The following is a 14015-nucleotide window of genomic DNA, read 5'->3' as shown; positions in this document are numbered from 1 at the left end:
CTGAGTTACGATGGCGACATGACGCGGCGACACGCGGCCCCCGACGACCCGTGCGGCATCGCCCAGGCGGTGGGTGTCCTCGGTGACCCGTGGAGCCTGCTCGTGCTCCGCGACGTCGCCGGCGGCCGCACGCGCTTCGATGAGCTCGTGGCCGAGACCGGCATCTCACGCAAGGTCCTGACCCAGCGTCTCGACGCGCTCGTGGCCGACGGCGTCCTCGCGCGCCGCGGCTACTCCGAGCGACCCCCGAGACACGAGTACGTCCTCACGGCGCTGGGTCGCGGTGCGCTGCCCGTGCTCAGCGCCTTGCAGGAGTTCGGTGACACGTGGCTGCTCGGTGACGGTCGGCCCGACGCGGGCGCGGCCACCGACTCCAACGAGGCGGCTCGGGTGAGCAGCCTGGTGGGAGAGGCGATCCCACGCCTGCACGCCCTCGACCCCGTCACCGATGCTGCGTTCACCGTCGTCTACTGCTACCCCGGCAACGCCTTCCCCGGCGCCGACGAGATCCCCGGCGGCATCGGCTGCACGCTGGAGTCGTGCACGTACCGCGACCGGCTGGGCGAGTTCGCGACGCTGGGTGCCGCGGTGGTCGGGGTCTCGACCCAGCGCGCGAGCGAGCAGGCGGCGTTCGCCGCGGTCAACGACATCCGCTTCCCGCTCCTGTCGGACGCCGACCTCGAGCTGACCACGGCCCTGCGGCTGCCGACCTTCCGCGCCGGGGGGACGACCCGGCTCAAGCGGCAGACGCTGGTGGTCGACCGTGACCGCGTCGTGCGCGGCACGCTCTTCCCCATCCCCGACGTCACCGGCTCCGTCGAGGACGCCCTGCGCCTCGTCGACGACCTGCGCCCGACGGCCTGACACGCTCGCGCGGACGCTCGGCCCGACACGCTCGGGCCACGCGCCCTCGGTCCTCGTGTCAGCCGATCACGACGAGGAGGTCGCCGCCCTCCACCTGCTGCTGCGTCCCGATCGCGACCCGCGACACGGTTCCACCGCCGGGGCTCGTGATGTTGGCCTCCATCTTCATGGCCTCGATGGTCGCGACGACGCCGCCGGCCTCGACGGAGTCACCCTCCGCGACGGCGAGGGTGACGACGCCGGCGAAGGGTGCGGCAACGTGGCCAGCAGCGCTCGGGTCGGCCTTCTCGGCCGACTTGACGGCCGCCTCCACCGACCGGTCGCGCACAGAGATGGGGCGGAACTGGCCGCCCAGTGTGCACATGACGGTGCGCATGCCCTTGGGGTCGGCCTCTCCGATGGACTGCACGCCGATGATGAGGACCTTCCCGGGCTCGATCTCGACCTCGTACTCCTCGCCCTGCTCCAGGCCGTGCAGGAACTCGACGGTGCCGAGCACGGAGAGGTCGCCGTACGACTCGCGTGAGGACTCGAACTCCTTCGTCGGGCCGGGGAAGAGCAGCTGGTTGAGCGTCCGCCGCGGAGCCTCGTCGAGGTCCTTCTCCTGCTCCGGCGTCAGCTGGGTCAGTCGCGGCCTCGCCCGGCGGCCGGCCAGGGCCTTGGTGCGGAACGGCTCGGGCCAGCCGCCGGGAGGGTCGCCGAGCTCGCCGTTGAGGAAGCCGATGACGGAGTCCGGGATGTCGTACTTCTGGGGGTCGTCCTCGAAGTCCTTCGGGTCGGCGCCCGCGCCGACGAGGGCGAGGGCGAGGTCGCCGACGACCTTGGAGCTCGGGGTCACCTTGACGAGGTTGCCGAGGATGCGGTTCGCCGCGGCATACATGTCCTCGATGGCCTCGAAGCGGTCGCCGAGGCCAAGGGCGATCGCCTGCTGGCGCAGGTTGCTCAGCTGGCCGCCGGGGATCTCGTGGAAGTAGACACGGCCGGTGGGGGAGTCGAGCCCGGACTCGAAGGGACGGTAGAGGTGACGCACGGCCTCCCAGTACGGCTCGAGTGCGAAGACGTGTCCGATGTCGAGCCCGGTCGGTCGGTCGGTGTCGTCGGTCGCCGCGACGAGCGCCGAGAGCGAGGGCTGGCTCGTCGTGCCCGCCATGGTGGCGGTGGCGGCGTCGACGGCGTCGACGCCGGCGTCGATGGCCGCGAGCAGGGTGCCGATCTGGCCGCCGGCGGTGTCGTGGGTGTGGAGGTGCACCGGGAGGTCGAAGCGCTCGCGCAGAGCCCGGACGAGGCGGGCGGCGGCGGGGGCGCGCAGCAGGCCGGCCATGTCCTTGATGGCGAGGACGTGGGCACCGGTGTCGACGATCTGCTCGGCGAGGTGCAGGTAGTAGTCGAGCGTGTAGAGCTTCTCGCCGGGCGACATGAGGTTGCCGGTGTAGCAGAGCGCGACCTCGGCGACCGCGGTGTTCGTCTCGAGCACCGCCTCGACGGCCGGACGCATCTGCGAGACGTCGTTGAGGGAGTCGAAGATCCGGAAGATGTCGAGGCCCGTCGAGGCTGCCTCACGTACGAAGGCGTCGGTGACCGCCGTCGGGTAGGGCGTGTAGCCAACCGTGTTGCGCCCGCGCAGGAGCATCTGCAGGGGGATGTTGGGCATCGCCTCGCGCAGGGCCGCGAGGCGCTCCCAGGGGTCCTCGGCGAGGAAGCGGAGCGCGACGTCGTACGTCGCGCCGCCCCAGGCCTCCATCGAGAGCAGCTGGGGCGTCAGGTGCGCCACGTGCCTCGCCACGTGGAGCAGGTCACGGGTCCGCATCCGGGTGGCGAGGAGCGACTGGTGGGCGTCCCGGAAGGTCGTGTCGGTGACGGCGACGTCGTTCGCCTCGCGCAGGGAGCGCGCGAAGGCGGCCGGCCCGTCGGCGACGAGCCGGTCCCTGGCACCAGGCGGCAGCGGGGCGTCCGGGAGCTGGGGGAGCTTGCTGCGCGGGCGGACCCGCGTCGTGACGGGACCGTTGGGCCGGTTGACGGTGACGTCGGCGAGGAAGGTGAGCAGCTTCGTCGCCCGGTCGGCGCTGACCCGCGCCGAGAGCAGCTCGGGTCGCTCGTCGATGAACGACGTCGTCGCGAGACCGTCCTGGAAGACCGGGTCGGCGAGGACGGCCTCGAGGAACGGGATGTTGGTGGAGACCCCGCGGATGCGGAACTCCGCGAGCGCGCGCTGGGCGCGCCGGACGGCGATCGGGAAGGTCATGCCGCGGCACGTGAGCTTGACGAGCATCGAGTCGAAGTGGGCGCTGACCTCGGCGCCGACGAAGACGGTGCCGCCGTCGAGGCGCACGCCGCTGCCGCCGGCGGAGCGGTACACCGTGATGGTGCCGGCGTCGGGACGGAAGCCGTTGGCGGGGTCCTCCGTCGTGATGCGGCACTGCAGCGCGAAGCCCTTGGTGCGGACGTCGTCCTGGCGCAGCCCCATCGACGCGAACGTGTCGCCCGATGCGATCTGCATCTGCATGACGACGAGGTCGAGGTCGGTGACCTCCTCGGTGACCGTGTGCTCGACCTGGATGCGCGGGTTCATCTCGATGAAGACGTAGCGGCCGTCCTCGCCGAGGAGGAACTCGACGGTGCCGGCGTTGACGTAGCCGATCGAGCGGGCGAACGCGACGGCGTCGGCACACATGCTGGCGCGCGTGTCGCCATCGAGGTCGGGCGCAGGGGCGATCTCGACGACCTTCTGGTGACGGCGCTGGAGCGAGCAGTCGCGCTCGTAGAGGTGGACGACCTCGCCGGTGCTGTCCGCCAGCAGCTGGACCTCGATGTGCCGCGGGTTGACCACGGCCTCCTCGAGGTAGAGCGTCGGGTCGCCGAAGGCGGACTCGGCCTCGCGCTGGGCGGCCTCGAGGGCGTCGCGCAGGCCCTCGCGCGTCTCGACCCGGCGCATGCCGCGGCCGCCACCACCGCTGACCGCCTTGACGAAGACGGGGAAGCCGATCTCGTCGGCCGCCGCCTCCAGGACATCGAGGTCGGTGCCGGGCTCGGCTCCACGGAGCGTGGGCAGTCCGGCCTCGCGAGCGGCCGCGATGGCGCGGGCCTTGTTGCCGGTGAGGTGCAGCACCGACGGCGGTGGGCCGATGAAGGTGATGCCGGCCGTCTCGCACGCCTCGGCGAGGAGCGGGTTCTCGGAGAGGAACCCATAGCCCGGGTAGATCGCGTCGGCGCCGGCCTCGACGGCCTGGGCGACGATGGCCTCGTGGTCGAGGTAGGCGCGGACCGGGTGGCCCTCCTCGCCGATCTGGTAGGCCTCGTCGGCCTTGAGCCGGTGCTCGCTCTTGCGGTCCTCGTAGGGGAAGACGGCGACGGTCCGGGCGCCGAGCTCGGTCGCGGCCCGGAAGGCCCGGACGGCGATCTCGCCTCGGTTGGCGACGAGAACCTTGCGGAACATCGGACCTCCAGGGGGCCGGGGGCGACGGGGGTGGTCCGCGTCGACCACGTCGGCAGCCTAGTGGCGCGTCGGGTCCACGCGAGTCCGCGTCCCGATCCGGACGCGGCGCCGGGAATGACGTGGACCGCCCGAGCGTTCCTCCTGCATACTGTGGACTCCACTCCGGTGGAGCGCAGGGCAGCTTGACAAGTGAACAGCGTGACGTGGACACCCCTCATGGGGGTGATCGGTTTCGACGGTGGTCGACACACCAGGGGAAGCGGGTCGAGGATGCAGGGTTATCTCGTAAACGCTCCTTGCAAAACAATAGGTGCCAATTCTTCGCGCACCGACTTCGCCCTCGCCGCCTGAGCGAGCCTCGAAGTCTGTCAGCCTGAGCTAGTTTCCGACTCAGTGCCTGGCATCAGCTAGGAAACTTGCTGCGCAGTCATGTTGGGGGGCTGCGCGGGACTCTTACTCAACTGGGCCTGTCAGGGGACGTGTGCGTGCGAGCCCTGGGGCCGAGAAAAGCCAAAGCGCACTGCACCCGGAGAAGCCCTGGTTTCTCGTCATCGGACGCGGGTTCAATTCCCGCCACCTCCACCACTCTCGTGGTGGCCACGTCACGCTGTCGCTCCAGAGCAGCAGGAGGGCGTCCCGTCTCGCGGGACGCCCTCTTGCGTCCCTCCTTCCGATCGAAAGAGCGTTCCGTCCGGACGGAACGCTCTTTCGATCGGAAGGAGGGGCTCGTCACGTGATCGAGAGAGCGATCCGTCCGCGTTGCCTCTAGGGACTGGACGTATGCCGTGCCTCCGGGCGCTGTCAGGCCTGCTCGGTCGCGACGGAGCCGGCCGACGCCTCGGCCGCCATCTGCTCCTTGATCGGGGCCATGTCGAGGTTCTTGACCTGCTCGATGACGTCCTGCAGCGCGGACTGCGGCAGCGCGCCGGGCTGGGCGAAGACGAGCACGCCCTCCTTGAAGGCCATCAGGGTCGGGATGGAGGTGATGTTCGCCGCCGACGCGAGGGACTGCTCGGCCTCGGTGTCGACCTTGCCGAACACGATGCCCTCGTTGTCACCGCTCTGCGAGGCGGCGTCGTAGACCGGGGCGAACTGTCGACACGGGCCGCACCAGGACGCCCAGAAGTCGACCAGGACGATGTCGTTGTCGAGAACGGTCTTCTCGAAGGACTGCGCGGTCAGGTCAGTGGTAGCCATGTCTCTCCCAACGGATCGTGCGGGACGGGTATTCCGACGTCAGCGCAGCTCCCACGTCACGGTGACGGTGGCGCCGAGGTCGAGGTCGCCGCCCTCGACCGGCATCCCGCCCGCGAGATCACGGGACGCAGCCATCGCCTTGTACGCGACGGGCGCGACGGCGCCGGCCTCGGCCACGCCGAGGACTGCGCCGAGCTGCGAGCCGGAGAGCGCCGCATACTGCTCCGCCTTGTCGCGCGCGTCCGCGAAGGCGGCGTCGCGCGCGCGCCGCAGCCCCTCGCTCCGGTCGGACACGTCGAGCCGCACCTGGTCGACGAGGAGCGCGTTGCCGACCGCGGACGCGGCTGCTTCGAGGATCTCGCCGACCGACTCGAGGCGGCGCACCGTCACGGCGAGGCGCTGCTGCGCCGTGAAGCCGATCGCCGTGCCGGTGTTGTCCCAGCGCTGGTTGACGCCCGCATCGAGGGTGCGGATGTCGGCGTCGGCGACGTCGTGGTCGCGCACGACCGCCCCCACCTTGGTGATGCCCTCGGACGCCCCGGAGAGCGCCGCCGCGACGTCACCGGCGTCGTGACCGACCCGCAGGTCGAGCCGGACGACGTCGGGGGACACGGCGGCCCGGCCGCTGCCGATGACGGTGACCGTGCGCTTGCCCATGGGGTTCCTCTCGTCACGGCCCGCGGAGGGGTTTCCGGGCTCTCGTCGCAACCTACCTAGACTGCGATGCCATGACGACCCTCTCGCCACGTTCCGCCCCCCGCTCCCGGGTCGTGGTCGGTCTGGCCGTCGCAGCCGTCGTCGTGCAGCTGCTCGTGCTCTACTGGCCCGTCGTCACCGTCGAGGGCCCGGTCAGCTGGACCGACAAGGTCGTCCACCTCCTCGTCTTCGCCGTGCCCACGTATGCCGTGGGGCGCGCCCTCGGGTCCGTGCGGACCGCGGTCCTGGTCTTCGCGGTGCACGCTCCGGTGAGTGAGCTCGTCCAGCACTTCCTGCTCCCCGGACGCTCGGGCGACGTGTGGGACGCCGTGGTCGACCTCGTCGGCGTCGCGCTCGGCGCCGCCGTGCTGGTGGTCAGGGCACGGCAGCGCCGCTGGTAGACTGGGCGGCATCCGACTCCGAGGTCTCCTCGGATCACGACGGAAGAGATGGCGCCGGGGATGCCCGGCGGGCAGGCTCGTCCGACGGGGTGACACCCCACCGGCAGATCGCGCAGACGGCGCGGCCCGGCACCGACGCGGAGCGGATCCGAACACCGGACGGCACAGATGCCGGGCACCGGTACACATGGGGCGCAGACATTCCTGCGCCTGAGGCTCGTCTGCATGGTCGTGGTGTGACTCACGGCTCGAGGCGAAGTCTGCTCGAGTCAAGAGAGTTGAATACGCAATGCCCAAGCACACCTCCTCCGGCGCGCCCAAGAAGGCCCGCTGGTCTGCCGAGAAGAAGTCCGCAGCGACCAAGAAGCCGCACCGCGGGCAGGGTGGACCCAAGTCCACTGGTTCCTTCTCCGGCCCCAAGTCCTCCCGCCCGGCCTCGTCGGGCTCCTCCCACGTCGGTGGGCGCGAGTGGCGCGCCCCGCGTGACGAGCACCGCTCCTCGGACCGGCGCGATGACCGTGGCGACCGCGGTGGCTACCAGCGTCGTGACGACCGTGGTGACCGTGGTTTCCAGCGTCGCGACGACCGTCCGTCGTTCGACCGCCGCGATGACCGTGGCGGCGACCGCGGTGGGTACCAGCGTCGTGACGACCGTGGTGACCGTGGTTTCCAGCGTCGCGACGACCGTCCGTCGTTCGACCGCCGTGATGACCGTGGCGGCGACCGCGGTGGGTACCAGCGTCGTGACGACCGTGGTGACCGTGGTTTCCAGCGTCGCGACGACCGTCCGTCGTTCGACCGCCGTGATGACCGTAGTGGCGACCGTGGCGGCTACCAGCGTCGCGACGACCGTCCGTCGTTCGACCGCCGTGATGACCGTAGTGGCGACCGTGGCGGCTTCCAGCGTCGTGACGACCGTGGTGACCGTGGTTTCCAGCGTCGTGACGACCGTCCGTCGTTCGACCGCCGCAACGACCGTGGCGACCGCGGTGCCGACCGCTTCGCCAGCCCGGCTCCCGTGAGCTTCGAGGACGCCGAGGCCGAGCGCATGGACGCCGACAGCTGGACCAAGTCGACCCGCGCCGACGTCTCCGACGGTCCCGTCGACGTCGCGGCCGACAACGGCTTCGCCGCCCTCGGCCTGCCCGAGCGGATCGTCGAGCGCCTCGCCCGCGAGGGCATCACCTCCCCGTTCCCCATCCAGACCGCGACCATCCCCGACGCCCTCGCGGGGCGCGACGTCCTCGGCCGTGGCCAGACCGGCTCCGGCAAGACGCTCGCGTTCGGGCTGCCGCTCATCACGCGACTGCTCGAGGGCCAGGCCCCGCGCCGGCCGCGCAAGCCGCATGCCCTGATCCTCACGCCCACGCGTGAGCTCGCGATGCAGATCTCCGACGCGCTCGAGCCGCTCGTGCACGTCGCCGGCCTGCGCCACAAGCTCGTCGCCGGTGGCCTCAGCTACACGACCCAGATCAACGCCCTCAACAAGGGCGTCGACATCCTCATCGCGACGCCCGGCCGCCTCAACGACCTCCTCGAGCGCGGCGCCGTCGAGATGGACGACATCTCGATCACCGTCCTCGACGAGGCCGACCACATGGCCGAGATGGGCTTCATGGCCGAGATCACCACGAGCCTCGACAAGATCCCGGCCGACGGCCAGCGCCTGCTCTTCTCGGCGACGCTCGACCGCGGCATCGACGCGATCGTCGAGAAGTACCTCACCGACCCGGTGACGCACTCGACGAACGACGCGACCGCGTCCGTCGAGGGCATGGACCACCACGTCCTGCTCATCGACCCGCAGCACAAGAAGGTCATCACGGCCGAGGTCGCGAACCGTGAGGGTCGCACCGTCGTGTTCTGCCGCACCAAGCTGGGCGCCGACCGCATCGCGCTCCAGCTGCGCGAGCAGGGCGTCATGGCGGCCGCGCTCCACGGCGGCCTCAACCAGGGCCAGCGCAACCGCGTCCTCGGCGCGTTCCGTGACGGCACCCTCCCGGTGCTCGTCGCCACGGACGTCGCCGCCCGCGGCATCCACGTCGACGACGTCTCGGTCGTCCTGCAGGTCGACCCGCCGGCCGACCACAAGGACTACCTGCACCGCTCGGGCCGCACGGCCCGCGCCGGTGACAAGGGCACTGTCGTGACCCTTGCGCTGCCGCACCAGCGCAAGACGATGGAGCGTCAGCTCAAGGACGCCGGGCTCGAGATCTCGCCGGTCCGGGCCACGCCCGGCGACGCGACCCTCGCGGCCACCGGTGCCACCACCCCGAGCGGCGTCGCCATCGCCGAGGACGACTTCCAGCGCCTCATCGCAGGACCGAAGCAGCACCGCCGGGGGCCCGCCGGTCCGCGCGGCCCGCGCCAGGGCCAGCGTGGCGGCTCGCGCCCGCACCACGGTGGCGGTCGGGACGACCGACGGGACGACCGACGCGGTCACCGCAACGACCGCGGTGACGGCCTCGTCTCCCGCTGGGGCGACGACGAGCGCGGCGGCCGTCGGGGCGCTCGCTTCTGAGCGGTCCCCGGTGTGGAAGGCTGGGCCCGTGCGCTCGACGTTCCACACCGGCCGCCTCCTCGTGGCGACGCCGTCCGTCGGGGGTGACGTGTTCCATCGGTCCGTCATCCTCATGCTCCACCACGACGACGACGGCGCTCAGGGCGTCGTGCTCAACAAGCCGCTGTCCGCCGAGGTGGACTCGGTGCTGCCCGGGTGGCAACGCGTCGTCACGGCTCCCCACGTGCTCTTCCAGGGCGGTCCGGTGTCGACGTCGTCGGCGCTGGGTCTCGTCACGGTCCCGGGCGACGAGCCCGAGCCGCTCGGCGTCAAGCGGCTCTTCGGCTCGATCGGGCTCGTCGACCTCGACGTGCCGACCCCGGTGGTCGCCGCGGAGCTCGCGGGTTTGCGGATCTTCGCCGGCTACTCCGGCTGGGAGGCGGGCCAGCTCGAGAACGAGGTGCTGCGTGGCGACTGGTACGTCGTCGACGCCGAGGTGCGTGACGCCTTCACGCCCGATCCCGAGGGACTGTGGCGAGAGGTGCTCCGGCGCCAGCGCGACAGCCTCGCGTACGTCGCCAACTTCCCCGACGACCCGTCGATGAACTGACATGGACGTGCCAGAGATCGTGCTGCCCGACCCCACGGAGGCTCCCGAGACGTCAGGGTCGACGAGGCGAATTGCCTTCGTCGACAGCGGACTCGGGCTCCTGGGGTATGCCGATGCCCTCCACGCGCTGCGCCCCGACCTCGGTCTCGTCCTGTCGCTCGACCCGGACAACATGCCCTACGGCCCGCGCACCCCGGACGAGGTGCAGCGGCTCATCCTCGCCTCGGCGCGCGCCACCCTCCCGCACGAACCGGCCGCCATCGTCGTCGCGTGCAACACCGCCTCGGTCCACGGCCTCGGCGTCCTGCGTGCCGAGCTCGAGCCGGACGTGCCCGTCATCGGCACGGTCCCGGCCATCCGTCCGGCGGCCGCGGCCGGAGGGCCGGTCGCCATCTGGTCGACCGCGGCGACGACGTCGAGCGACTACCTCCGTGGCCTCGTCGACGCCTTCGCCGCCGACGTCGAGACGTATCCCGTGGCGGCGCTCGGCCTCGCCGAGGCCATCGAGTCCGGGGACCGCGCGGACATCGACGCGTGCATCGCGTATGCCGTGTCGCGGACCCCCAGGGGAGTGCGCTCCCTCGTGCTCGGCTGCACCCACTACGGGCTCGTCGTCGACCGCATCGTCGCCGCCCTGGGGCGCGAGGTGACGATCCACGACTCTCCGGTCGCGGTCGCCCGCCAGACCCTGCGCCGCATCGGCCTCGAGCCCGACCCGACCGCCGCCCCCGAGGGCGGCGTCGAGGCCGTGCTCCTCAGTGGTCGAGCCGGCGCGCTCCCGACGTCGTGGGGGTCCTACCCCGCAGGTCGACGCCTGCTCGCCGCGCCGCCCCCGGTTCGACCGGCCGGAACGAGCCGTCGAAACGGCGTCAGGGAGCAGCAAGCCGGCGTCGTTCCGGCCGGTCGACCCCAGCCGTAGACTTCCGGCATGAGCACGATGCCTCCTGACCCGTTCGAGCCGGAGCCTCTGCGCGGCACGAGCACGGCCACGATCGAGCGCGAGGAGGTCCGTGAAGAGCTCCAGGAGCCGGGTGACCACGAGCGCTTCTCGCACTACGTGCGCAAGGAGAAGATCCTCGAGAGCGCCCTGTCCGGTGAGCCCGTCGTGGCCCTCTGCGGCAAGATCTGGGTCCCGGGCCGCGACCCGCAGAAGTTCCCCGTGTGCCCGGTCTGCAAGGAGATCTACGACGGCCTGCGCGACCCGCAGGACGGCGGCGACGGGGACAAGTCCGGCGGCGACGGGCAGTCCTGACCTACTCGTCCGACACCGTCGCGCAGCACTTCCTGAAGGGTTCTTTACTCGCCCCTGCTCCGCCGCTGACTGTCGCCTGCCTACAGTCGCTGGGATCGATGCCTGACCGGGCGTCGTGTCGGACGAGAAAGGTCACCCCATGAAGCTTCGCTCCCTGATGCTCGCGGCACCCCTCGCACTGGCCGCGGCGTCACTCGGCGCACCGGCCCAGGCCGCACCCGTGCTCGACGGCCACGACAGCCCCGCGTGCGTCGACCCACAGGCCGTCGGCGCGGTCGGAGCCCGAGGTGCCCACAGCGCGGCGAAGGACCCGCACGAGCTGATCGACGCGCAGGTGCGCGCCAACGAGGCGGCCCTCACGAAGGCCCTCGAGGCCAAGGGCCTGACCCGTGACTCATCCGGCAAGCTCGTCCAGCAGGCCCGGAACGGCAAGCCCGTCACCGGCGGCACCTTCGCCCCCGCGACGGTCAAGGTCTACTGGCACACCATCACCGACGGCGGCCAGGGCGCCGTCAGCAGCAGCGCGATCAGCAGCCAGGTCACCGTCCTCAACCGCGCCTACTCCGGCACCGGTCTCAGCTTCAGCCTCGCCGGGTCCGACTCGACGAGCAACCCGTCCTGGTACACCGTGACGCCAGGCTCGGCCGCCGAGAAGAGCATGAAGACGACGCTCCGCAAGGGCACGATGGCCGACCTCAACCTCTACTCGGCCAACATCGGGCAGGGCCTGCTCGGCTGGGCGACGTTCCCGAAGAGCACGTACGACGCCATGGACGGGGTCGTGATCCTCACCGGGTCGCTGCCCGGCGGCAGCGCCACGAACTACAACCAGGGCGACACGGCCACGCACGAGGTCGGCCACTGGGTCGGGCTCTACCACACCTTCCAGGGCGGCTGTAAGGGCAACGGCGACTACGTCGACGACACCCCCGCCGAGGCCAGCGCGGCCTACCAGTGCCCCACCGGCCGCGACACGTGCACCAGCCCGGGTCTCGACCCGATCAAGAACTTCATGGACTACACCTACGACGCGTGCATGACGACCTTCACGGCCGGTCAGGTCTCGCGCATGCAGGCCCAGTGGACGGCCTACCGCGCCGGCCGGTGACCGCCAGCGCCCCTGCCACACCCGCCACCGCACCGGGTCGCGAGGGTGACTGAACGGCATACCACCCAGCTCGAGGCCCCGTCCGCAGGGCGGGGCCTCGGCATGTCGCCGCCGGAGATTCGTTACGGTGATCCCTCTATGAGTTCCGGCGCCGCTTTCCACCTCCCACCCGCTTTCCCGGAGCGGGCCGCCTGGGGTACCGCCAGCAAGCTGCGAGCGTGGCAGCAGGAGGCCCTCGACCTCTACCTCGGCAAGGCGCCGCGTGACTTCCTCGCGGTCGCGACGCCGGGCGCCGGCAAGACGACGTATGCCCTGCGCGTCGCCACCGAGCTGCTGACCGCCGGCATCGTCCAGCGGGTCACCGTCGTGGCCCCCACCGAGCACCTCAAGACCCAGTGGGCCGACGCCGCTGCCCGGGTCGGCATCAGTCTCGACCCGAAGTTCAGCAACAGCATCGGTCGGCACAGCGACGACTACCACGGCGTCGCGGTCACGTACGCCCAGGTGGCGTCGCGGCCCTCGCTGCACCGCGAGCTGACGACGTCGCGCTCGACGCTCGTCATCCTCGACGAGGTCCACCACGGCGGTGACGCGAAGAGCTGGGGTGACGGCATACGCGAGGCCTTCGAGCCCGCGACCCGGCGCCTGTCGTTGACGGGCACGCCGTTCCGCTCGGACACCTCACCCATCCCGTTCGTCACCTACGAGCTCGACGCCGAGGGCACGCTCGTCAGCTCGAGCGACTACACGTACGGCTACGCCGAGGCGCTGCGCGACGGCGTCGTGCGCCCGGTGCTCTTCATGGCCTACGGCGGCAGCATGCGCTGGCGCACCAAGGCGGGCGACGAGCTCGAGGCCCGACTCGGCGAGCCGATGACGAAGGACTTCGTCGCGCACGCGTGGCGCACGGCCCTCGACCCCAAGGGGGAGTGGATCCCGGCCGTGCTCGCGGCCGCCGACCGCCGCCTGACCGAGGTGCGTCGCCACGTCGAGGACGCGGGCGGGCTCGTCATCGCGTCGAACCAGACCCAGGCGAGGGCGTATGCAGCGATCCTCCGCACGCTGACCGGCGAGGCCCCCACGGTCGTGCTCTCCGACGACCTCGGCGCGAGCAAGCGCATCGAGGACTTCGGGGCGAGCGACGAGCGGTGGATGGTCGCCGTGCGCATGGTGTCCGAGGGTGTCGACGTGCCGCGGCTGGCGGTCGGCGTCTACGCGACGTCGACCTCGACGCCCCTCTTCTTCGCCCAGGCCGTCGGCCGCTTCGTCCGGGCCCGTCGGCGCGGTGAGACCGCGTCGGTCTTCCTGCCGTCCGTCCCCGTCGTCCTCGACCACGCCTCGCGGCTCGAGGAGCAGCGCGACCACGCCCTCGACCGCAAGCCCGACCCTGACGACATCGGCCAGATGTGGGCCGAGGAGCAGAGCCTGCTCGACGAGGCCAACCGCGCCGACAAGGCGAGCGGCGCCCTCGACGAGGGGGCCTTCGAGGCACTCGAGTCCGACGCCCACTTCGACCACGTGCTCTTCGACAAGCAGCAGTGGGGCATGCACGCCCAGATCGGCTCCGAGGACGAGGAGGAGTACCTCGGGCTCCCGGGCCTGCTCGAGCCCGACCAGGTGTCGGCGCTGCTCCGCGAGCGGCAGAGCCGCCAGGTCAAGAAGGCGCCGCAGGGGGCCTCCGCGCCGATGCCCGTCGCCGCACACCGGGCCCTGGCCGCGCAGCGCAAGGAGCTCAACAAGCTCGTCTCGACCTACGCCCGGCAGAAGGGCCTGCCGCACGCCAACGTCCACATGGACCTGCGTCGGGTGTGCGGCGGCCCCGACCTCGCGGCCGCGTCGTCGGACCAGGTCTCGGAGCGCATCGACAAGATCCGGCTCTGGCTCGTCGGACGTCGCTGACGGTTCACGATCCGGTCGACGGCTCGCCCCTTTTGGGGCCAGATGTCGGGCTAGG

At 71.4% G+C, this 14015-nt stretch carries 11 protein-coding genes and 1 other RNA gene; 9 read left to right on the top strand and 3 right to left on the bottom strand.

Annotated elements, in window-relative coordinates; translation table 11 throughout:
• Positions 1–18: 18 nt before the first annotated feature.
• Positions 19–864 carry a winged helix-turn-helix transcriptional regulator gene (locus AC1DIW_RS14680; RefSeq protein ID WP_478109050.1) on the top strand — a complete coding sequence of 282 codons (846 nt, stop codon included), beginning with the start codon at positions 19–21 and terminating at the stop codon, positions 862–864.
• A gap of 58 nt (positions 865–922) precedes the next feature.
• Here AC1DIW_RS14680 and AC1DIW_RS14675 read toward each other — a convergent pair whose 3' ends face one another.
• On the bottom strand, positions 923–4297 hold the full coding sequence (locus AC1DIW_RS14675; protein WP_478109049.1) for a pyruvate carboxylase: 3375 nt from the start codon (positions 4295–4297) through the stop codon (positions 923–925).
• A gap of 218 nt (positions 4298–4515) precedes the next feature.
• On the opposite strand from AC1DIW_RS14675, the gene ssrA reads away from it, so the two are divergent.
• Positions 4516–4882: a transfer-messenger RNA gene (gene ssrA, locus AC1DIW_RS14670) on the top strand.
• A 216-nt stretch (positions 4883–5098) separates the two neighbouring features.
• Here ssrA and trxA read toward each other — a convergent pair.
• Both trxA and AC1DIW_RS14660 read right to left on the bottom strand, forming a co-directional pair.
• Entirely contained in the window at positions 5099–5494 is a 396-nt protein-coding gene (trxA, locus tag AC1DIW_RS14665; RefSeq protein ID WP_442281128.1) for a thioredoxin, read from the bottom strand.
• A gap of 39 nt (positions 5495–5533) precedes the next feature.
• Positions 5534–6151, bottom strand: a complete 618-nt coding sequence (locus AC1DIW_RS14660; protein WP_478109046.1) for an SIMPL domain-containing protein — start codon at positions 6149–6151, stop codon at positions 5534–5536.
• A 71-nt stretch (positions 6152–6222) separates the two neighbouring features.
• Between AC1DIW_RS14660 and AC1DIW_RS14655 the strand changes: the two genes are divergently transcribed.
• The 7 genes from AC1DIW_RS14655 (at position 6223) to AC1DIW_RS14625 (ending at position 13960) form a co-directional block, all read left to right on the top strand.
• The gene (locus tag AC1DIW_RS14655) at positions 6223–6591 is read left to right on the top strand and encodes a VanZ family protein (RefSeq protein WP_442281126.1); all 369 of its coding nucleotides are present in this window, start codon (positions 6223–6225) and stop codon (positions 6589–6591) included.
• Between the two features lie 289 nt (positions 6592–6880).
• The gene (locus tag AC1DIW_RS14650) at positions 6881–9112 is read left to right on the top strand and encodes a DEAD/DEAH box helicase (protein ID WP_478109045.1); all 2232 of its coding nucleotides are present in this window, start codon (positions 6881–6883) and stop codon (positions 9110–9112) included.
• A gap of 28 nt (positions 9113–9140) precedes the next feature.
• A complete protein-coding gene (locus tag AC1DIW_RS14645; protein WP_442281124.1) occupies positions 9141–9701 on the top strand; it encodes a YqgE/AlgH family protein in 561 nt (186 codons plus the stop codon).
• Between the two features lies 1 nt (position 9702).
• Positions 9703–10620, top strand: coding sequence for a glutamate racemase (locus AC1DIW_RS14640; RefSeq protein WP_478109043.1), 918 nt, complete (start codon positions 9703–9705; stop codon positions 10618–10620).
• 9 nt (positions 10621–10629) lie between these two features.
• The gene (locus AC1DIW_RS14635; protein WP_442281122.1) at positions 10630–10953 is read left to right on the top strand and encodes a DUF3039 domain-containing protein; all 324 of its coding nucleotides are present in this window, start codon (positions 10630–10632) and stop codon (positions 10951–10953) included.
• Between the two features lie 139 nt (positions 10954–11092).
• Positions 11093–12061 carry a zinc metalloprotease gene (locus AC1DIW_RS14630; RefSeq protein ID WP_478109042.1) on the top strand — a complete coding sequence of 323 codons (969 nt, stop codon included), beginning with the start codon at positions 11093–11095 and terminating at the stop codon, positions 12059–12061.
• A 138-nt stretch (positions 12062–12199) separates the two neighbouring features.
• Positions 12200–13960 (top strand): DEAD/DEAH box helicase, encoded by a 1761-nt coding sequence (locus AC1DIW_RS14625; protein ID WP_478109040.1) that lies wholly within the window; start codon positions 12200–12202, stop codon positions 13958–13960.
• Positions 13961–14015: the final 55 nt, after the last annotated feature.

Source organism: Terrabacter sp. 01T434, assembly GCF_056398545.1.
The sequence above is the reverse complement of the archived record's forward strand: the minus strand, read 5'-3'. Positions and strand labels throughout refer to the sequence as shown.